This window comes from Vibrio sp. 10N (assembly GCF_036245475.1).
GTDB lineage: Bacteria > Pseudomonadota > Gammaproteobacteria > Enterobacterales > Vibrionaceae > Vibrio.
In genome coordinates, this window is the sequence record NZ_BTPM01000002.1 from 639220 (window position 1) to 660497 (window position 21278).

The window sequence follows — 21278 nt, forward strand, 5'->3', positions numbered from 1 at the left end:
AAATTTTGAAGAAAAATCAACCGTTGGAGAAAAGTGTGATGCGCATCGCGTTATCTTGTCGTTTTTTAAGACTTAAGCAAAGAGAAGTTCTTAAGAAACTGGCGTTGAGATTGATGGTTTGTGAAGTTCCATCTCTGTGTTGAAGACCTCATATCCTAAATCAAAAATGCCCCAAAACGTTCTAGGAAGTAAATCTATATAATCCAATCTTTCATTTTTGCATGGATGAAAATCAAACTTGTCTATTTTTGAACTTTAGAATGTTTCGTAGGATAGCGTCATCAACTTGCTAATACATAATGAAGGTTTGAAATGAGCACATCACAACTAATTCTTGAGTTATCTCTTATAGGCACGATGCTACTCGTTACGGGTGTTTTTTTGGTTCGTAGTTATGACAAAACTGACAGCGTGGGCACAAAAATTCAAAAGATACTAACGGGTCTTCTTGGTGCCTTTATGGTGATGGCGGGAACAGTAAAATTCTTTGACCCGTTCACGACGATGTTTGCAAAACAAATTGCACTGAGCGAACTGCCTTTCCCAACTTTGTCTCGCTGGGCTGGGCAATTAGGTGAGATTTTTGCAGGTCTACTGCTGCTTGTAGTGATGATTGGTAATAAAGTTCTACCTGCGCCGATTAAAGATAAAGCGATGCAGTTATCAACGCTATTAACGACAGCAATTATGATTGTGGCTGTGTATGTTCACCTGCTGCCAAGTGTGCCAGCGGAGGTATTGCCACTTCAGTCTAAACCGCCTGTAATGACACTGATTATTCTTGGTTTAGCGTGGTTGAATACATTCCTATATTTTCGTAAAAAGTAATCACTAACAATACAAGCGCCAGATTAGTTCGTCTAGTCTGGCGTTTTTTCTTTCTGGTGACGATTAATCTCGTTCTGAGTTTATCGAAGCTAAAAACTCTGCCGATTGACCAAAGCGTTCAAAAATCATATCTCTAAAAGCTACCACTCTGGTCGCTATCAGTTTTCTGTCTGCCCACACCAAGAATGCTTTACCTGTAGGGCATTCAACGTCTGGCAATACCTCGACTAACTTTTTTCTTTCGGCAGGCTTTTCAAAGGCGGCTCTCGGCATCATACAGATCCCCGCACCTGCTAATGTTGCATCAATATTCAAGCGTAAACTGCTAACGGAATATCGTGGTTGATAGGGGATACGGATCGCTTTGCCATCTTCTTTTAGTTCCCAGTATGGCAAGTTATTCCCAGATAGTAGCTGATGATCAATCAACTCTTCTGCCCGCTCAGGCTGGCCATGCTTTTCGATATAGTTTGGGGATGCTGCAAGCATTAATGGTGACTCAAACAATTGGCGCTGTATTAAGTGACTGGCATGAGGTGGAATGGTCACAATCGCAAGATCTATCTGCTCATCAAAGAAACGCTCTGTGCCTGCACTAAATTGAATCGTGACGGAGACTTCTGGGTGATTCTGCATAAACTCAATCGCCATTTTTTGCAAAAAGTTATCCGCAAATGGCTCTGGGCAAGAGACTCGGATTTCGCCCGTTAATACTGGCTGGCTATTGGAAAGCTGCGTCCACTCATCATTTAGCTGCATAAAGAGAGCAGCAAAGCGTTGGTAGTATTCGTCACCTGCTGTGGTGAGTTGGAACTGCTTTGCATTACGGTGTACCAGTTTTTCACCCAGCTTATCTTCAAGGCTTGCCACTGCCCTTGATAGTGTTGGTGCTGAAACGTGGGTTTTAAGACTCGCGGCTGCAAAACCACCGCACTCGACAGATTGGCAAAACAGGTAGAGGTTAGAGATGTCCTTTGCTTTCATATTTGATCACTCTTGAGCGTCGTACTCTGAGTTAATCATTCAAATATGAAAGATTCAAGTTCAATGTTGTCTATTTTTGATTGAGAAGTTCAGGGCTAATATAACCCCATCAGTTAGCCAAACTCGGTTAAGTATAGAGAGTTAATCATGAAAAAACTTCCACGTAAATTCCAATATCCACTAATGGTTTCTATGGTTCTGCCTACTATGCTTCTTAGTATGCCAGCTATCATGGTTGCTAAGACACTCCCTGCAAATGGTGTGTTCTTTGATGCGTGGTTAAATGCAGTTTCACAAATGGTGCCATCTGCACTGTTAGTTTTAGCCCTTGTTGCACCAACGGTTCGCCTGTTCGTAACCAAAGTGCTGCTAGAGCCTGAAGTAAAATAAGTAAGCGTTAATAAGTCAGAGAATGGGAAAGAGAAAATGAGCGAATTTAAACTACACACTGTTGAGTCAGCACCGGAGAAAAGCAAAGCAATCCTTGAGGGCGCACAAAAGCAAATGGGTATGGTTCCGGGTCTTTACGCGGTAATGGCAGAATCTCCTCAAATTCTAACAGCATACACGCAACTGCATCAGCAATTTACTAACACGTCATTTGATGCGGAAGAACTAACGGTAGTATGGCAAACCATTAACGTTGAGCACGAGTGTCACTACTGCGTTCCTGCACACACTGGTATCGCACACTCGATGAAGGTTGACCCTGCACTGACTGAAGCACTGCGTAATGATGAAGCAATGCCAACTGAAAAGTTGCAAGCACTTAAAGACTTCACTCTAGCGGTAGTGCGTGAGCGTGGCAATGTATCAGAGGCAGACCTAACAGCATTCTTCTCAGCGGGTTACGGTCAGCAGCAGGTACTTGAAGTGATTCTTGGCCTATCGCAAAAGGTGATCAGCAACTACGTAAACCACGTTGCTCACACACCTGTAGACAAAGTATTTGAAAAGTTTGCTTGGTCTAAAAAATAGTCACACGAGCTAGATGTCATAGAGCGAACAAGTAAGTTCGCTCTTTCTTTACAAAACTTCCAATTTAGACGTCTGTTAGCAACAGTACAATGAGGGAGCATATGGAGTGCAAGAAAACGGGCGTAAAAAAGCCATTTAGATTGGAGGAAATTTGGCGGATTAGAACTCGCTTAGAGCTCAGTAATAATCTGATGGAACTATCTCTTCTTAACCTTGCAATCGATAGCAAGCTACGTTCGAATGACCTCTTATCATTAAGGGTGTCAGATGTTTCATCTAACTTCTTAGTATTCAACCGTGTTCAATATGTTCAGAAAAAGACTGGCAATGACGTTCAGTTTGAAATCACTCAGAGAACACAGCAAACGCTGAGTCATTGGATTAAAGACCAAGAACTTCAACCTAAAGACTACCTTTTTCCAAGCCCACGGAAGCCCCATCAATCTCTAAGCTATTCATATTACCGCCGAATAATTCGGAGTTGGGCACTTGCTTTAGGCCACAATCCTGATCTCTATGGCACTCATTCATTGCGCCGAACCAAGGCTACCTTGATATACCAGAAAACTAAAAATATTCGAGCAATTCAGCTTTTACTCGGGCACACCAAGATCGAAAATACCATCAAATATTTGGGTGTTGAGTTGGAAGATGCCCTACGTTTATCTGAAGAAATTGAGAGCTGATTGGCAAGATTTAATTATCAAACATTGGCATATTAGAGCTTTTGCTCTGACTCATTTTTGTCCACAAGTGTGCTGAGACTTTTGACTGCTGTTCACTACAAACCTCGTCGGTTATGATTTGAGTAGCCTTATCTTATCAGTCAGCTCGTCGGTTACACCGACGCTGAGTCGAGAGTTTGAATAAGACTATACGAGCTAGAAGAGTAATGAAGTTGACACTTTTACTCGAACCAACTAACCTAACATTTGGCGTTGGGGGGGCGTATCACTCGACCAATCGCGACAGGCAGAAGTACTTTACTCTTTAGTTTGTATGAATGCTGCTGATACACGACAAAAAGACCAGCCTATAGCTGGTCTTTTTGTATTCAAATAATTTTGAATTAGCCTTAGTTAGATAGCTTTGTTCTACTATAAGCTGAGCATCTTTATCTTCTCAATCAGCTCATCCGTTACGCCCGCACCGTACCTACTAGATAAATATCTTTCACAATAGTCAGCTAGCAGTTCATCACCAGAAAAGTCGCCACAAACCCACCAGTTTGTGACATTTAAAGCATGCGCGTGCGCTCTTAAATGACGAATTGGGTGGGAGTCATCAAGACGCGAGCTACGACTCGTTGCTATATCGGGAGCGAGAATGTTGTTATCAAAAATCTTGTTCTCGACAAGCCAACCACGTGTGTATTTACTTAATGTTGGGTATAGCATCAAATTCGCTTCTTCTGCCGCTTTAGCAAGCTTGTGCGCAGATTCGATGTCTATTGAATCTGATTTTGAGCGAAGCAGGCTAAAGACATCGACGTAAAGTATTCTCATGCAAACTCCTCATAGTGTCAGGGGGTGAGGTGGGGACTAATTTGACGCCCACCTCGTGTTGCGTGGATTGAGTGTCAGAGTTTCATCACTTTCAAAAGCTCGCGATTAGCTCCGTTTCCGTGTTTCATTGAAAAGTCGCCTAGTTTAAGAATTTTAGTCGATGAACGAGAACAATAATCGCACTCAGGGATATCATCAATCAAGCAGACAGATATCGGAGTTTGCCGAGTAAGTTGAGACGCGAAGATCTTTACTTCGACATTTAGACTGCAATGTTCCGTTTCTGCGGTTAGTGTGTTCGTCTCGGAATCAAACGTCATCGACTTATACCGCCCAAATCTCGAAAGGATTATGTAAGCGGCCATTTCGGTGGCATCTTTGGGAAGTAGAAGGCTCGTTCCACATTTAAAAATGATCGATCTGGCGGAGTGCCCTCCAAGTTCCACTTCAAAGTCTGAACTGAGCATCAATCCACTCATATGATGAGTTCTTATTTCATCAACGAAATGTTGGTAAATGAAGTAAGGCAGTGTTATGGGAGTTTCATACTGAAGCCCGTTATCTACTATCCAGTTCTGAAGCGTATATTCCTCGAGATTTAAGAGTGATTTAAAGTGACTGATGCCACCTAAAATGCGTTGTACGCTCTTATAGCTGTAACCAAGGTTTTCAAAGTCACGGTCTGTGAGATAAGGTGATTCATGAAGCAACTGAATTGAAGTGTCGATTAAGCCGATTTCCGACTCTGTAACTCCTCTCTTTAAAAACTGTTGCATGTCGATGCTCTCTCGATACGACGCACCTTCGAGCAGCGCAGTTATGATATCCGTCCGTATTTGGTCAGTTAACTTAATCATGAGATATCTCCACCGTCATATTAAACTTAGCTACGGCTTCAAGAAGTCGAGTGACTTTTAGCTTTTTTCCGTAGCGACCAAAAGTCATGTGCGGATTGGTATGACCAACAATTTCTGCGACGACATGTTCCGCCTCGTCTGCAATTTTAAGCTGGTCAATGAATGTGTGGCGTAACCCATAAGAAGTCGGTCTATGTTTGGGTTTCATTCCAATCTTTGTTTGCACCTTACCGAACTGAGTTCGATAAGTCTTTGTCCAATCTTTATCGACTGACAAGGGCTTGTAATGAAAGAGAGGGCGGTTATTGCGTTTACTGCGGCTACGAACAAACGCTATAAAGTCCTCCCGTATATGTGGATGTAGTGGGACGAATCGAATAGCGTGGGAATTCTTTAAGTGCTGATCTGTTGACTTGTCGTTAACGTGCAGGCACCAGATCCCTTCAACCTCTGTGACGTCATTTGTATAGAGTTGACAAGCTTCTCCCGTTCTCAGTCCGTGAAATAGTTGAAGTTGCGTAATCCACTGAAAATCGAGTGACTGATTACGAAAAGCTTTACTCGATAGAAAGTCAAAGAGTTCTTTCTCCGTCCAGCGTTCGCGCTCGGTGCTAGCGTGTTGCTTAGCTCTAAATTTGGGCGATACTTTATCCGTTGGATTATGAGATATGTAGTCCATCTGATACAGCCACCCGAAGAACTGAGTCGTTGAAGCAAAGTAATCTTTGTTTGTCTTCATTGACCGCTTTTCACTGTGAAGCTGAGTCACATATTGCATAAATGTCGCTGACGTAATGTAGACAGTGTTATTACTGTGAGCAAAAGACAAGAAATGAGATATGCGCTGTTCGAGTTGATGTACAGTCAGCGCTCTGACGTTCTCTACACGCTTTGATGCTAAGAACTCTCTCAGCAAGCTCTCTACGCTATAAAGAGAAATTGGATGCTGCTGAGAAGCTGGGTAAGGTTCTAATGTGTGAAAATCGATGTGGTCAAGCTCAGGAAAGTCACTAAAACCTGGCTTACTTGATTCTTCGAGAGAGAAATCAGTTTGTTGCGCTTCATTATACTCCATTCGTATTACTCTAATTTGTTCCCTTAAAGTATGCGTGAAGGTTTTCGCACTAGGTATAGTGCCTTGCATTGCTATGCGATAAGCAGCGCGGATGCACTGAGCAATCTCGAAGTTACGCTCGATAGCTAATTGTCTATCGCGAGTAAGCAAACTGAATTTGAAATCGTACGGATAGCCATGGAAGCGAAGCTCTTTTGGAGTGCAAACGCGGGTTTGATATACACCATTTGGCGCTTTTTGTAAGTACATTGTCTCACCTCTCTGCGGGATAGGTGATTTGCAGTACGATAGATACGAAAAAGCCCTTGTAAAACAAGGGCTTAATGCGTAAAGAATAGTGGCGGAGAGATAGGGATTTGAACCCTAGAACCGCTATTAACGGTTGCCGGTTTTCAAGACCGGTGCTTTCGACCACTCAGCCATCTCTCCGTGTTGGCGCTCATAATAGGGGGGTAGGAGTTAGCTGTAAAGGGAAAATTTGGTCTTTTGGTTTGTTTGCTTTAAAACTGATCAGATTGATGGTTTGCTGTGCAATGAGAGATGTGTTCCGAATTAAAACTGCTTCGCAAACGTTTACACGTGTTTGTGGCGCATTAGATGGGGTAAAATAAAATATTGTTTTTTATCTTTAAGTTGTTGAATTAATAGATTAAAACACCATTCAGAATACGCTTGTTCGCTCGAAAATGTTTGCGTGATCTCGCGTGTTGCTTCAAAATATTACGGTTAGTTCTCGCGAACTGTGATTTGAGGTCAAGATGAAAGTTGTAAAATTGTTTAAACAAAGAGCTGATTCTATTAAGCATCAGTCTGAGCTTATGCAATGGATGTCGCCAGCGATTAGAGAGTATTGGACGGAGTTTGTTGATAAAACGAACCACAGCAATTTTCTAGCGTGGGTTCGAGACTATCACAAGCCAGCGGTTAATGAACCAGAAGTTGCACAGGTCGAACCAGAAATTGTGCTCAAACCCGCAGCTCAAGCATTGTATGACGAGTTACAAGAGCAAATCGGTACCGTTATTCACGAAGGCAGCTGGATTCATGTCGGTCAAGAGCGTATTAATCAGTTTGGTGCGATTACCGAGGATAACCAGTGGATCCATACCGATCCAGAGCGCGCTGTTGAAGAGTCACCGTTTAAAACAACCATTGCGCACGGCTTCCTGACGCTGTCGCTGTTGCCAGTATTAACAGACAGTGTTGACGCAGATAAGCCACTGTTCCCGACGGCAAAGATGATGGTCAATATTGGTCTGAACCAGGTGCGTTTTCCTTACCCAGTGAAGGTTGGCAGTAATCTGCGCGCACAGAGTACTTTAGTTAAAGTAACGCCGATCAAAAAAGGTTTGGAGATCGAGCGAGAAATCCGTGTACAGATCGAAGGTGTGCGTCGCCCAGCTTGTATCGCAACATCGGTTATTCACTTGCACTTCTAATTCAATATATCGAATTGCTAAAGCCCAGTTTTGACACTGGGCTTTTTTGTACTTGAAACTTGGTATGTACGCACTTTTTGTTCCTGCGTAATGACTTATCTATGGTTTACGTAGCATACTTGATAGCGAATATTGAGCCCCTCGAACTGCTTCATCCATCGTATTTGGTTGTGCTGTAATTTGTCGCCGGGTCCTTTCACTTCACACCACATCCAATCACCATCTTTAAACGCCACAACGTCAGGTTGACCGGCGCGATAAGCGCGAATGTCATCGAGCATCACCGTAAAAAGGCCAACAAGCTGCTCGTTGCTAATGTTTTCCTGGGCTAGTGAAAGCCATGACTCATCCAGTAACTCCCAAATAATAAACGGATTTTGGAGGCCAACCTTGCTTTTGTGTCGGTTAACTAAATTGGCAATACCTTGTTGCCGGATCTCATGCAGCCTGCGTTCAACTATATGCTCACGATTCTCAACGAAATCTTTTCGATATAAGTCCAAAGGTTGCCGTTGATAGGGATTTACGAAGGCCCCCTCAATAGGAGCGAATAAAATGTCCCAGAATGCGAGACCAAACAAGGTGTTTAGGAATTGATTCTCAAGATAAAAAGCCTGCCAGCCTTCGCTTTTAAGGGCTTCGACAACGGCAAGCTCAACACGATGCGTGTTAAGATCCAACGTGCGATGCGTCTCTGGGGGAGACAGTTTTTCCGCCTTTGGTTTTGGGATCCTCAATGCTTTGTATAGAGGCGCTGACAAACGTTCTGCCACTTCAAACTCTTCAATGCTGAGTGGACCCTCTAGCATTGATTCAACGATCTCTAGTGCATTTTCAAATTTGGCTTGAGCTTTCAGTATGCGTGCTTGACGCTCCCTCGAAGGTGGCGTGATGGTTTGGTTAAACAGGTTTAACGCGTCGTCGAATGCGCCATTTCGTTCGAGGTCGCGCGCAACTGAATTAACCAACTTATGGTATGTGCGCGATGCGTGTTTGCCATGTGGTAGTGGTAGGGATTGAGAAAAATCGAGCAATGCTTGTTGCGATTTACGGTCTATCTCTTCATAGCTGGCAGCGAGATCGCCAATGGCTAATGATGAAAGCAATTCCTCTCTAGAGTGAAATAAGCGTGTTTCGGTGGAAATCTCGTATTGTTCGAAAGTATGGATCCCTAAGTTTTCGAGTACAAACTGAGCGAACTCTTGATGTCGATTACCGAAGAACAGTAAACAAAATAGTGGCAGTTTGTCGTTGTCGATGAGCTTAACGGGCGTAAATGGTAATGAGATTTCCGTGCTTTCTATTTGTTCAGGGAGCAGGGCAATAAGCTCTGGTTTACGAAGAGCCTTCGGTAACTCCGGGAACAGTGACAATAGCTCTGGTTTGGTTAGGAGTTTGTCGGCTAATTCACGTGGCGAACTCGGTGGCGTTAAATCGAGGAAACCGGCAAGCTCAAGTTTACTAAGTAATTGCTCTGTGCCTGAAAGCTCAGGGTAGGTCAGTTTGTCACTTCGAAACCACTCTCCCTTACGAGTCATCATACGGATCAGAAGGCACTGCTCATCTTGTTCGAGGGCGTAAAAGCGAGCGAACCAGTCGTGCTCCATCTTATTTAATAAATCACCATACAATCGCTCTACGCTGCGCAGCAACGTCATGAAATTGCTTAGGTAGTATTTTGGCTCGAGGGTGATTGGAGAAATCTTACTCACGGTATGGCCTTCAGGTTGGTTTTATGAAATGACTCGCATTGAGTTGGAAAACTAACTGCAAGTGATTGAATAGTATTTCATTGATTTATCAAACATCGTAGCGTTTAGCGTTACTACTCGCAAGCTAGGTATTGGTATGAAAAAACTGCAACTATGGTGTGTCTTTGGGGTATTAATGTTGGTGTTTGGCTGCTCTCCTGAGAGTGATGCTCCGATCAAACCTGATATTGGGTGGGCGACGACTGAGCTGGAAAATGGCCTGGTCGTCAGTCAGTACCAAAAAACAGGTGAACCACTTAGCTTTAGGCTCGTAGTTCATGCCGGGAGTCTTCAAGAGACCGCAAAACAATCAGGCTATGCCCACTTTCTAGAGCACTTATTCTTCCGAGTGGAGAATGTGCCGGAGCAAAACGCAGTGAAAGAAACTTTGTTCCAGTCAGGGGTAAGTTTTGGCGCTGATCTCAATGCATTTACATACAATCAATACACGGCGTATGAACTCTCCATTGATGATGCCGAGTCGCTAAATGCCGCTCTTTCTTGGTTAGCTTATGTCGCCGGGGGTATGACCGTTACCGAGGCGATGATCGAGCAAGAGAAAGGGGTCGTCATTGGTGAAATGAGAGTGACAAGGCCGGATCCTCAGCCATACGCTGATAAAGCGTATCAACATTTGCTCAAGGGAACTGAGCTTGAGTCTCACGACATACTTGGCAGCAAATCTTCAATTGAGAACATGGATATCAAGGAGCTTCAGGGGTTTTATCAGCAATGGTACCAACCTCAGAACATGGAACTCTGGATTGTCGGTGACTGGGGACAAAACGACTTACTCACCACAATAAACCGTCATTTTGGTTCAATAAAGAAAGGAGAGCAGCCAAGGCGAACTCTGATTGATCCAATTGAATTTAATGATGAGCCTTTCGTTGCTAAGGCTCTGCCGCAAGAGTATGCCACCCTGGATCTTGGTTATCAAATGCCAAATCCTGTAGTGATTACCGAGGCTGATCAGCTTGTTCAACTGGGTACGTATTTCATTAGCGATTTGGTTTCAAACAGGTTGTCTGAGCTGAATCGTTCTCCAGAGTTTACTCTGCAAGGGCTAAACACGTATCCAATGGATTTGCATGGTCATCGCTGGTTGCTCATTGGGGCTGCATTTGAGGAGTCAGAGCGTGATAAAGTCCAACAAGCAGTGACTGCTGCTGTTGCATCGTTGACCCAACACGGAATCAGTGAAGATGAGTTAGATACGGTAAAACGCAGTTGGGTATCGTTCAATGACCAGTTGTTGAATGATATTCAGGTTTGGACTTCTAAGGAGCTCATCGATTATAAATTTGGCATGATGCAGGCTCAGAGTATCGCTCAAGATCCTAATCAATATGTCTCAGTTCACCGTCGTTTAGTCGACAAAATGACGGTAAGGCACGCCAATAAAGCCATCAAAAAGTTGTTTTCACAGTCGCCTATTATTGCGGTTAATACCAAACATGAGTCTGTTGATGTAAGTGCTATTACGGCCGGACTTAAACAAAAAACTGATAAACCACTTCAAATGGTCGTCTCCAAGACGCTTGCTGTTCCAGATACTAAAGGAAGTGTTGTATCGATAGAGAAGCAAGAGCACGACTTGGTTCTTTGGAAATTATCCAATGACATTGAAGTACTCTATGCTCAGCATGATAAGGCTGCAGACAAATTTTACGGCTGGTTTGGGTCGCTTGGTGGCTCGGCGATATTAGATAAAGCGTTGATGGCCTCTGGGCAACTTTTTCCTCTCGTTGCTCTTAACAGTCATATTGGCCCTTTAACCCCAGAACAAATAGAACGATCGTTTCGTCGATCCAATAGTTACGTTGAACCTTTCATTCGTGATGCTAAACACGGGATGGTGTTTGGTACCAATGAGAAAGGTATCGCAGATGTTATGTCAGTAATGCATCACGCGATGTCTTTGACCGATGTTGATGGCTTGGCAGTGGATAAAGCGAAAACGATGCTGATTAATGAGCTCAAGCGTTTAGAGCAGGAGCCTGAATTCAAAACTTTTAACGACGCGTTTAGGCTTGGTTTGGATACATACAGTCACTTGCAATCAAGGACTGAATCAGAAGTTGCGATGGTGAATAAGGAAAGTGTACTCGAGGCTTACAATAAATTAGTTCGAGTTAACCGAGGCTACAAAATGGTGTTAGTAGGGAGCAAACCAGCAGCAGAGGTTAAATCGATCATCGAGCAGTATATTGCGAGCATAGAGTTTACGGATAAGGCTGCATACTCTTGGCCTACAGCCTCGCTTAAATCGTCAGGGCCAGCAAGTATGATAACTATCGACAACTACCCTTCTCAGGACGGTAAATCCAAAGTGTACATGGTCTCGGTTGCCGAACGAAATGAGCCGAGAACCGCAAAAGATGTGTTTGCAGAGGATATGTTGCAAAGGTTACTTAATGAACGAGTCATGCAAACGCTTCGAGTGGATAACTCATTGGACTACAGTCCAGAAGCCTATGGTTTTCTCCAAGAAGGGAATGGTCTAGTCGGCTGGTCGTTTTATGCTCACGTAGAACCAAAAGATGAAACCAAGACGATGAGTTTGTTTAAAGACGTCACTAAAGATGTACTCAATGGGTTCGAAGCTCAAGAGCGTGACAAAGTGGTTGCTCAGCTAAAAAGCGATCTATCGCCTTGGTCAGATAATCCAGAAAATATGAGTTTTATGCTGTTCCGTTATTGGCTCTTCGGTTATGGCACCGAGGCCCTTTATAACTATGAATCGGTGGCAGAGAGCGTAACTTTGAGTGATCTCGATCGTATGGCCAAACAGGAGTTCGGTCGAAATTCCAACAAATTCTCTTTGTTAATCAATCCATAAGGATAAAAAATCGACCGTATTAAAAAGTTTACATGGTGTTAATTTGGAAAAACGGTGAGGAAATTTGCCTTTTTTTAAAATTAGTGATTGCACTTCTTGTTCTAAGCGGATAAGTTACAGGAAAGAGCGCGATATAAATCACAAAATGGATTGTGATGGTCGCGCTCAACAAGATGTAGAAATAAAGAATAGGAAGAAGTAAGCGATGTTCCAAACTGATGACGTAAGAATTAACAAAGTAAAAGAACTTTTACCACCTGTTGCTGTGTTAGAGAAGTTTCCAGCGACTGAAGTTGCTTCTTCTACCACGTTTAACGCACGTAAAGCGATCCATAACATTCTTGAAGGCGAAGATGATCGACTACTAGTAATCGTTGGTCCTTGTTCAATCCATGATCCTGAAGCCGCCGTTGAATATGGCAAGCGTTTGAAAGTACTTCGTGACGAGCTTGGTGATCGCCTGGAAATCGTGATGCGAGTTTACTTTGAAAAGCCGCGTACTACGGTTGGTTGGAAAGGTCTAATCAACGACCCTTACCTCAATGACACGTTCAAAATTAACGACGGTCTACGCATGGGTCGTAAGCTTCTGCTTGATCTTACTGATATGGGTATGCCGACAGCCAGTGAATTCTTAGATATGATCACGCCACAGTATGTTGCAGATCTTATTAGTTGGGGTGCAATTGGTGCACGTACGACGGAATCTCAGGTTCACCGTGAGCTAGCTTCTGGTATTTCTTGCCCAGTTGGCTTTAAGAATGGTACAGATGGCAACATCAAAATCGCATCAGACGCTATTCGTTCTGCAAGCGCTTCTCACCACTTCTTGTCGGTCACTAAATACGGTCATTCTGCGATTATTGAAACTGCGGGTAACCCAGATTGCCACATCATTTTGCGCGGTGGTAAAGAGCCAAACTACAGTGCATCACATGTGAAGGCGATTAAAGATGAGCTAACAGCTAACGGTCTGCCAGCTAAAGTGATGATCGACTTTAGTCACGCTAACAGCTCTAAACAGTTCCAGCGTCAAAAAGTCGTATCGACAGATGTTGCTGAGCAAATGGCTAACGGTGAAGACGCGATTTTTGGTGTCATGATCGAATCGCACCTAGTTGAAGGTCGTCAAGATCTGGTTGATGGTGTCGCACCAACTTACGGCCAGTCAATTACAGATGCTTGTATCGGCTGGGAAGACACTGAGAAAGTGCTGCGTGAACTTGCAGATGCGGTAGAAGCGCGTCGCAAAGGCTAACTAAAAACCTAAAGCATTTAAGCCTTTACTTCGGTGAAGGCTTTTTTATTTGCGGTTTACAGTACGCCGTGTTTTAATGTGCAGCATACTGTATGGGGGAAGATAATGAAAGTAAAGGCTTTGATGGTGTTTGGATTGGCTTTGATGACGTCAGCGTCGTCCATGGCGGCGACATTAACTAATGAACAGATATGTACCGCTGGTCTGGCGTTAGCGATCGATAAGAAACCGCGCGGCATTAAAACGCAAACTGGAGCAGGAAAGCGAGTGCTATTGTCATTAAAGGACTTTGAAACTGACTGGGATTATCGATGCGAGGTGAATAGAAACAAGAAGACCATAAAATTGGAAGCGAGAGAAGGGCGCCGAAACGATACTTATCTGAATCAATCCATTCGTTACAAGGTCACTAACGGTTCGCGAGCTATTGAAGTGATCATGAAAAAGCGCCAACCAGGCGTTAAGAGTGAAACCTACAACGCGATTCAGTTGAAAAGTTAAACCGATAACTGGGTCATTTCGGAAGGGGCATTGCATTTGGCATGCTTTGCCGTTTCCTGTTATTGACGATGTAATGCTACCATAGAGAAAGGAACATGATCGTTTGGGCAGGGAGTGAGTCTTGACGGAACTTAAATCTCATCAAATACACATTCAGCGTCAAGCGGAAAACCCACTGTTGTGGTCAGTGCTTAATGTGTTTGAACGTCAGTCAGAAAGCCTACAAATTCATAAGCTGTTTTCATTATTAGCTGAAAAAGATTTGATCCCAACTCTTGATGACAGCGCTGAAAAAGACCTATTTAAGCGCAATTTTTTGCTAATGAACGCGCTCTATCAACTTCAAGATATACTCATCCCCGAAAAATGGTTGCAAGTCGAGGCAATGGATATCCGCCTTATGCCATTTAATCCTTCCCAACATGCTGTTTTCAGTGACGACCCGCTGCGCGAGTATTATCTCGACTGGTCACATTACGAAGCAGATAACCGTGAAGTAAAACGATTATTAGCAGAGTTTTGGACTCGATATCAAAAACACGTGGGCGTGCAAGAGGTGACAATGTCACAACGGCAGGCTCTGGATTGTTTTGATTTGGATGAAACGGCAACGCAAAAAGAAATCCGTCAAGCTTGGCGCCGATTAGCATTAAAATGGCACCCAGATAGAGTGGGTGGGGATAGTGAAAAGTTTCGTGTCTATTGTGAAGCGTGGTCAATACTGAAGGAGTAATGACCACGCTATTTCATGTGACAAGTTTTGGTTGCTTGTGTCTAGCGAGGCTGTCGCATTTTCCCCGCACGTAAACGGTTGAGTGTTGCCAATACGTCAACGAGTCGCGGTTTAGCAAGATCGCCCGAGTTTGGCATCGAATCGCTCCAATTACCTTCTAGCAATTTAGCGATATCCTTTGGTGGGTGCATCGACCAGCCAGGGTTTTGCGCGAACTGGAAAAGAGCCCAGCCAATTGCATTGAGTTCTGAGTTCGATTCTAGTTGCTCAAGCGCTTGTACATCAATATGTTCTTTACCGAACCTTAGGTTGTTGCCACCTTTGCCAGAAACTCGGTACTTACCGTCGATAAGCAATTTTTGTAAGTGAGCACAATCCACATGACGTGGCGGGATCAGTTCAAGCGGTTTCTCACACTCGTTTTGGCGTTCTGTTGGGTGAAGCTTAATGACCTCACGTGCTTTCTCTGTCACATCAATCGCTTGATAGTCATGCATTTGAATCACGGTATTGGCAACATCTAAGTAATCGCCTGAGCCACCCATAACGATAATGGTAGAAATGTTTAATTCGTCACGCAGTTGACCGACGCGATCGACAAACGGAGTAATAGGTTCATCACCCTTAGAAACCAATGCCTGCATACGTTCGTCGCGGATCATAAAGTTTGTTGCCGAGGTATCTTCGTCAATTAAAATTGCCGTAGCACCAGACTCGATAGATTCTTGTAACCAAGCCGCTTGAGATGTTGAGCCGGACGCATCTTGGGTACTGAAGTCAGTGGTTTGCTTTCCGAATGGTAAGTGATTGATATAGTTACTCAAGTTCAGATTGTGAATAGAGCGTCCATCTTCTGCTTTGATTTTGCAAGCGTCATTAAGTGCAACAACACCTTCACGGCCATCACCTGGAATATGATCGTAAATTGCTTTTTCTAATGCATTTAGTAGCGTTGACTTACCATGGAAGCCACCACCGACGATCAGTGTAACGCCTGCAGGAACGCCCATACCTTTAATGTAACCTTGATTTGGTCTATGCAGTGTGACTTCTAGGGAGGCTGGAGAGGTAAAGGCCACCGCGTCCTTCATAGGCAAATCACAGTTACCGGCAAGACGAGGTAGAACACTGCCGTTAGCGACGAAGGCGACCAAGTTGTTCGCTTGCAGCTGCTCACGTAGCATGACCTGATCTTCGACCACTTCACAATGGTGCTTTAGTGCATCGATATCTAGCTCGCGATCTAGGGTCGCTTTACGAATGTACTTTGGAAGGTGGAACGTCATGATGTTTATCGCTTTTTTAGCGAGAATGCTACGACCTTCTGCTGGAAGGTTGATTCGAAAACGCAGTTCTATTCCTTCCTCTGTAAACACCACTGACGTAGAATCCAGCACCGTTTGACCGGTAATTGAAATCGAGACGCTGTTTTCTTGCTTGGCAAAGAGTGCAAATTGTCGCGCAAGGTAATCACGTGCTGCAATTTGATAAGCAGGGGATTGTTGCTTTAACCACTCAAGGCCTGTTGGTGCCCAGCGACGAAATGCACGCACGCGGGAGGCCGCTGCGTATGGATCCGACTGTACGTGATCGATATGAAACTCAAAATCGGTGAAATCGTAACTTCCTTTTATTTGTTGGTAAGCACGATAGTTTTGCTTTTCGATTTTTTTAAGTTTGGCAATGAGTAGATCCATGTCGAATGTCTCGAATTTCAAAAGGTTGGTGCGCGATTATAGGAGGCGAACCATCGTCGGTAAAGGGTTTGCTTGAATAATAGCAAATCCGTAGGGCCTCAGAGCCAAACCGATCAACATTTGCTAACGAATGATGAATGTATCTGGTGGCGGGTACTGTTTTTTCAGCTCGACTTCAAAGATATCGCGTGGCATAGGTTTGGCGTAATAAAAGCCTTGTCCGACATCACACTGCTCTTGGGTAATGAATAGATGTTGCTCCTGTGTCTCAACACCTTCAACGATGACTTGTTTATTGAGTTTTCTGGCGATAGTACTAATAGAGCGGAAAATGGATTTGTCTTGTGGATTGTCAAAAATGTTAGTCAAAAACTCTTTGTCTATTTTTAAGGCACTAAAGGGCAATTTTCTAAGATAGTTGAATGAGGCATATCCAGTACCAAAGTCATCGAGCGCAAACTTAACGCCCAGTGATGTCAGCGTGTCTATATTCGCTTTGGCTACGTCAAAATTGGAGACGAGGCTGCTTTCAGTCAGTTCAAGTTCAAGGTTGTGCGCAGGGAGTTCGTATTGCTCAAGCAGCGCCGCGACTTTGCTCGCAAATGCAGGTAAGCAGATCTGCTTGGCAGACACATTTATTGACAAGCAGAACTCAGGAGCAAACTCAGCCCACTCTGAGGCGCGATCAATGGCGTTACTTAATACAAAGTAACCGACTTCGATAATTAACCCATTTTGCTCGGCCATGTGAATCAATGCTTCATTCGACATTTCTCCCATTACGGGGTGCTTCCAACGAAGTAACACCTCGGCACCGACCCATTTTTGCGACGTTATGTCGACCTTGGGCTGAAAGTATAAAATCAAATCGTCGTTGCGTACGGCTTGTAGTAGGTAGTGCTCAAGTTGGTTGAAGGCTTTTTGGTTTTGCTGATCGGCTTGCGTATAAAAACTCACCAGCTCTCCCGATTCCTTACACGCTAACGCTGCATGAAACGAGTTATCAATAAGCTGACTCGGTTCTTGAGTATGAAATGAGTTCGCCACACCCATATAGCTGTGAAGATGAACTTCTTGCCCTTGATAAAAAAAGCCTTGCTTGGCGATATTGGCTATTTGTTTACAAAGCGTCGGTAGACTTTTTTCATCGAATGATGGGATCACCGTTGCTAGGGCGAGTTCCGTGGTAGAAATTCTAGCGAAATAATGTATCTGAGCTGTGACGTCGGATATTTTTCTCTCAAACTCTTTGAGTAGCTCATCTAAGCCTTCACAACCAATTCTCGCCTGTACGCGCTCTCCATTGGTAAATTGAACCAAAATGACACTTAGGTAGGCTTCACCACTGACGATAGGGGTGCTATTGAATGACGCAGATAGCGCGTTTTCAAGCCCAGCTCGATTGAGCATATTTGTCGTTGAGTCATGACTGAGCTGGTACAGCATTTGCTTTTCGAGCTTATGCTTATCTTGGTGTATTTGGTCTAGTTTGCACTGATATTTGGCCATTTGATTTTTATAATGGTGCCGCGTGTGGGCCACTTTTTCTGCGCACTCTCTTCTTACTAGCCACAGTGATAGTGACTGTTGTAAGCGGTTCAGAAATTCTAAGGAGTTGGATGAGGTGTCTGATGCTGAAAACACTATGCCAGAAGGGTGCTTGGACAAGGCATAAACACGCTGGAACCCAAGTGTTAGTGTTGTTAAAGGAGCAAGCATAGACGACAGTGCTGCGAGGATAGGTTCATCGGAATCTGGAACGACGGCGTTACCGGCGTTAGTGAGTGTGACCACCTTGGCGATCATGGCGTGTGATTGAGATATGTATTGCAGCTTCAAGCAGTTGCGCTCTATTGAGCACCATCCAAACACAGGCAAGGAACTTGAGGTTGTCGCTGGTATCTGCGCTTGCTCAATCACCCATGCTTGGTCTTGGTCACTCATTCGTTGCAGAGTGGATCGCTTTATAGATTTCTTCAATGTCTACCACATCCTGTGGTTGTGCTTCGTCGTCATTGTCGAAGCGAAACGTCGTTCTTACAGTATAAGGGCTGAGTTTAAATTAGGTGGAAGATAGTCTGTCGGGGCTTGATAATAAGCTGGAAGAATAAACGTATTCTCAAACTTGAGAGTTAACAGTCGAGGAGGGAGGCGTGCTGGAATGAGTAGCGACGAAAGAGAACCGCTCTCTTTCGCCGACCATTTACGTTAAGGTTTGAGGCGTTTTAATGCTTCAATATCTTGTGGCTTGCTGTAATCAATGCCATCAAACCCAAAACCGTTAAGGTTTAAGAACGAGCGCTGGAAACCATCAAAATCACCGACTTGCTTAAAGTTGTCCTGATTCATCTCAGCGAGGCGTTGTTTTACCTTATCTTGAACGTTGGAATTGAGCTCCCAGTCATCCATGCGTATTAAACGTTCACCGTCGAGTGGTACTTTGTCCTGGCCATAGAGTTTGGTTGAGAACAAGCGTTGCATTTGCTCAATACATTCTTCATGCGAGCCTTGCTCTTTCATGGTTTTGTAAAGCGCCAGTAGGTACGGTGACAATCCGGGAATAAACACGCTGGCTTTTGTGACAAGTGCCTTACAGACCGCGGCGTAAGCGTTACCATTAAAGTTAGATAACTCGAGGTTGAGAGCGTGGCTTGTTTGATGTAAATCGACTTTAGCACGACCTAAGGTCCCATCAAGGTAAATCGGGTGTGTGACTTCTGGACCAACGTAAGAGAACGCTACCGTTTTAAATCCATCAGCGACGGAATCTGAGTTGACGAGCGCATCGATCCAGCTTTCCCAATCTTCACCACCCATTACTTTGTGAGTGCCTTCGATCTCTTCATCAGTGGCAGGCTCTAGTAGAGTGTCTTCCCATTGCTGGGTTTCAAGGTTAATTAATGAACCAGACACGGCCTCACCAATGGGCTTGATCGCAGAGCGCCAAAATTCTCCATTGCCCTTGGGTCTAACACCGGTGGCCAAACTGTAGATTACGAGGTCGACTTCACCTTCGAAATAGGTCTCAACGGCTTCTATGACTTGCTCGCGCACGTCTTGCGAGAATGCATCGCCAATAATGTTGATGGCTCGGCGACCTACTTGTTGGGCGCGTTGCTTGAAATAGATGTTGTTGTACCAACCAGCACTACCCAGTCCTTTTTCAGAAGGGCCACGCTCAAAAGAAACACCGATAGTATCGGCCTCCGCACCACCAAATGTCAGTGCAATGCGTGCTGCTAGCCCAAAGCCGGATGATGCGCCCAAAATAAGCACACGTTTGGGGCCATTTTTGATCGGGCTTGCTGATTTCACGTAAGCGATTTGGTCATCAACTGCCTTCTTACACCCTTCTGGGTGGGCGGTTTTTGCGACAACACCGCTGATAACTGGTTCAACTATCACTCTATACAACCTATCTAAGACGATGATAAAAACTCAAGATAGCGTAAAGTGTTGTAAATTATATTGAGCTAGGGCATCAAAATGGCGATTCTGAGTGTATTTACTCAGCAACCGTGTTGCTAAAATCGCCAAAGGAGGCCTTAGAGGTGGGGCTTTAGGGCTTCAGCAACGAATTGTGCGATAAAAGGTTGGGCATCGGGTTTAGGGTGGAGTCCGTCTTTCATCATCCATTCAGGCTTAACAATGACTTGTTCAAGAAAGAAGGGAATAAGCGGGATCTCGTGTTTTGCTGCCAGTGTCGGATAGATGTTTTCGAACATGGTGGCATAGCGTTTGCCATAGTTGGGTGGCACGCGAATTTGCATCAAAAACACGGTCGCGCCAGCTTGTTGGCTTTGCGTAATGAGCGTCGATAAATTGCGCTCGATGATGCCTGGCTGGAAGCCACGTAGTCCATCATTAGCGCCAAGCTCTATTAATACGTAGTCTGGTTGGTGCTCGCTAAGTAAACCAGGAAGTTTGGCTAAACCATTTCCGGTGGTATCACCAGACACACTGCCATTGATGATGTCATATTGGTTGTCATCATCAGAAAGGTGTTGAGACAGCATCGTCGGCCAGCTCAGCTCGGCAGCCATGTTGTAACCAGCACTCAAACTGTCGCCGAGTATAAGGACAGACGCCGCCTTTGCGTGAAAAGAGGCCAAGGAAACAAAAATAATAATCAGAGAGGAAAGTTGCCGAATCATGAGTTCTTCCATAATCAAAGCTGAATCAGTGACCAAAGTAGTGTCTACGAAAACGGAGCATTTAACAATCCTTGAGGACGTGAATTTGTCTATTCAAGAAGGAGAGTCTATTGCTATCGTTGGTACGTCAGGCGCTGGGAAATCAACATTAATGACACTCCTGGCGGGCCTTGATGTGCCCAGTTCAGGCAACATTCAATTACTGTCAAACCCAATATCAAAACTGGACGATGAGGCACGTGCAAGCATACGCAGTGAACATTTAGGTTTTGTGTTTCAGAGTTTTTTGCTGATACCAAGCCTGACAGCACTCGGCAATGTGACCTTACCTTGTTTACTAAAAGGCGATCCAGAAGACGAAACAAAAGCGCGTCAATTGCTTGAAGCAGTGGGGCTTGGGCATCGTATTGATCATTTGCCTTCTCAACTTTCTGGTGGCGAGCAGCAGCGGGTCGCAATTGCTCGTGCATTCATGACCAGCCCCAAAATACTGTTCGCTGATGAGCCCACTGGAAACTTAGACCAAAATACGGCTCATAAAATTGTTGAGCTGTTGTTTGATCTTAACCAACAGCATGGAACAACACTGGTATTGGTTACTCATGATTTAACGTTAGCTAAGCGCTGCGACCGCATTTTCCATATGAGTGCAGGCCGATTGGAGCAGGAGTAGCCA

At 44.4% G+C, this 21278-nt stretch carries 19 protein-coding genes and 1 tRNA gene; 10 read left to right on the forward strand and 10 right to left on the reverse strand.

Features of this window, described 5'->3' with window-relative positions; all coding sequences use genetic code 11:
- Positions 1–312: 312 nt before the first annotated feature.
- Positions 313–828 carry a hypothetical protein gene (locus tag AAA946_RS19030; RefSeq protein WP_171356903.1) on the forward strand — a complete coding sequence of 172 codons (516 nt, stop codon included), beginning with the start codon at positions 313–315 and terminating at the stop codon, positions 826–828.
- A 63-nt stretch (positions 829–891) separates the two neighbouring features.
- Here AAA946_RS19030 and AAA946_RS19035 read toward each other — a convergent pair whose 3' ends face one another.
- Positions 892–1812, reverse strand: coding sequence for a LysR family transcriptional regulator (locus AAA946_RS19035; protein ID WP_171356904.1), 921 nt, complete (start codon positions 1810–1812; stop codon positions 892–894).
- Between the two features lie 147 nt (positions 1813–1959).
- Between AAA946_RS19035 and AAA946_RS19040 the strand changes: the two genes are divergently transcribed.
- The 3 genes from AAA946_RS19040 (at position 1960) to AAA946_RS19050 (ending at position 3476) form a co-directional block, all read left to right on the forward strand.
- Positions 1960–2202 carry a DUF2798 domain-containing protein gene (locus AAA946_RS19040; protein WP_171356905.1) on the forward strand — a complete coding sequence of 81 codons (243 nt, stop codon included), beginning with the start codon at positions 1960–1962 and terminating at the stop codon, positions 2200–2202.
- A gap of 36 nt (positions 2203–2238) precedes the next feature.
- Complete coding sequence (locus AAA946_RS19045) at positions 2239–2790, forward strand: carboxymuconolactone decarboxylase family protein (protein WP_042500184.1); 552 nt, start codon at positions 2239–2241, stop codon at positions 2788–2790.
- 89 nt (positions 2791–2879) lie between these two features.
- Positions 2880–3476, forward strand: a complete 597-nt coding sequence (locus AAA946_RS19050) for a tyrosine-type recombinase/integrase (RefSeq protein WP_425514822.1) — start codon at positions 2880–2882, stop codon at positions 3474–3476.
- Between the two features lie 411 nt (positions 3477–3887).
- Here the strand turns inward: AAA946_RS19050 and AAA946_RS19055 are convergent, their stop codons facing one another.
- From AAA946_RS19055 to AAA946_RS19070, 4 genes are all read right to left on the reverse strand, one after another.
- Complete coding sequence (locus tag AAA946_RS19055) at positions 3888–4295, reverse strand: hypothetical protein (protein ID WP_338166344.1); 408 nt, start codon at positions 4293–4295, stop codon at positions 3888–3890.
- 74 nt (positions 4296–4369) lie between these two features.
- The gene (locus AAA946_RS19060; protein WP_338166345.1) at positions 4370–5152 is read right to left on the reverse strand and encodes a hypothetical protein; all 783 of its coding nucleotides are present in this window, start codon (positions 5150–5152) and stop codon (positions 4370–4372) included.
- Positions 5145–6476 carry a tyrosine-type recombinase/integrase gene (locus AAA946_RS19065; RefSeq protein ID WP_338166346.1) on the reverse strand — a complete coding sequence of 444 codons (1332 nt, stop codon included), beginning with the start codon at positions 6474–6476 and terminating at the stop codon, positions 5145–5147. The genes AAA946_RS19060 and AAA946_RS19065 overlap by 8 nt, the downstream gene beginning before the upstream one ends.
- A gap of 89 nt (positions 6477–6565) precedes the next feature.
- Positions 6566–6656 (reverse strand) — tRNA-Ser (locus AAA946_RS19070).
- A gap of 329 nt (positions 6657–6985) precedes the next feature.
- Between AAA946_RS19070 and AAA946_RS19075 the strand changes: the two genes are divergently transcribed.
- Positions 6986–7666: a MaoC family dehydratase gene (locus tag AAA946_RS19075; protein ID WP_338166347.1), complete on the forward strand. Its 681-nt coding sequence runs from the start codon at positions 6986–6988 to the stop codon at positions 7664–7666.
- A 95-nt stretch (positions 7667–7761) separates the two neighbouring features.
- On the opposite strand, the gene AAA946_RS19080 is transcribed toward AAA946_RS19075, so the two are convergent.
- Complete coding sequence (locus AAA946_RS19080) at positions 7762–9378, reverse strand: VRR-NUC domain-containing protein (protein ID WP_338166348.1); 1617 nt, start codon at positions 9376–9378, stop codon at positions 7762–7764.
- Between the two features lie 136 nt (positions 9379–9514).
- Here AAA946_RS19080 and AAA946_RS19085 point away from each other — a divergent pair, with 136 nt between their 5' ends.
- From AAA946_RS19085 to AAA946_RS19100, 4 genes are all read left to right on the forward strand, one after another.
- Positions 9515–12259, forward strand: a complete 2745-nt coding sequence (locus tag AAA946_RS19085; protein WP_338166349.1) for a M16 family metallopeptidase — start codon at positions 9515–9517, stop codon at positions 12257–12259.
- Positions 12260–12464: 205 nt separating this feature from the next.
- Complete coding sequence (gene aroG / locus AAA946_RS19090) at positions 12465–13517, forward strand: 3-deoxy-7-phosphoheptulonate synthase AroG (RefSeq protein WP_338166350.1); 1053 nt, start codon at positions 12465–12467, stop codon at positions 13515–13517.
- Between the two features lie 105 nt (positions 13518–13622).
- Positions 13623–14018, forward strand: a complete 396-nt coding sequence (locus tag AAA946_RS19095; RefSeq protein WP_338166351.1) for a hypothetical protein — start codon at positions 13623–13625, stop codon at positions 14016–14018.
- 121 nt (positions 14019–14139) lie between these two features.
- Positions 14140–14751 (forward strand): DNA-J related domain-containing protein, encoded by a 612-nt coding sequence (locus AAA946_RS19100; protein ID WP_338166352.1) that lies wholly within the window; start codon positions 14140–14142, stop codon positions 14749–14751.
- Positions 14752–14792: 41 nt separating this feature from the next.
- Here AAA946_RS19100 and AAA946_RS19105 read toward each other — a convergent pair whose 3' ends face one another.
- From AAA946_RS19105 to AAA946_RS19120, 4 genes are all read right to left on the reverse strand, one after another.
- The gene (locus AAA946_RS19105; RefSeq protein WP_338166353.1) at positions 14793–16448 is read right to left on the reverse strand and encodes an ABC-ATPase domain-containing protein; all 1656 of its coding nucleotides are present in this window, start codon (positions 16446–16448) and stop codon (positions 14793–14795) included.
- A 123-nt stretch (positions 16449–16571) separates the two neighbouring features.
- The gene (locus AAA946_RS19110; protein ID WP_338166354.1) at positions 16572–18428 is read right to left on the reverse strand and encodes a putative bifunctional diguanylate cyclase/phosphodiesterase; all 1857 of its coding nucleotides are present in this window, start codon (positions 18426–18428) and stop codon (positions 16572–16574) included.
- Between the two features lie 228 nt (positions 18429–18656).
- Positions 18657–19853, reverse strand: coding sequence for an enoyl-ACP reductase FabV (gene fabV, locus AAA946_RS19115; protein ID WP_338166355.1), 1197 nt, complete (start codon positions 19851–19853; stop codon positions 18657–18659).
- Positions 19854–19993: 140 nt separating this feature from the next.
- Positions 19994–20602: an arylesterase gene (locus AAA946_RS19120; RefSeq protein WP_338166356.1), complete on the reverse strand. Its 609-nt coding sequence runs from the start codon at positions 20600–20602 to the stop codon at positions 19994–19996.
- On the opposite strand from AAA946_RS19120, the gene AAA946_RS19125 reads away from it, so the two are divergent.
- The gene (locus AAA946_RS19125; protein WP_338166357.1) at positions 20601–21275 is read left to right on the forward strand and encodes an ABC transporter ATP-binding protein; all 675 of its coding nucleotides are present in this window, start codon (positions 20601–20603) and stop codon (positions 21273–21275) included. The genes AAA946_RS19120 and AAA946_RS19125 overlap by 2 nt on opposite strands.
- Positions 21276–21278: the final 3 nt, after the last annotated feature.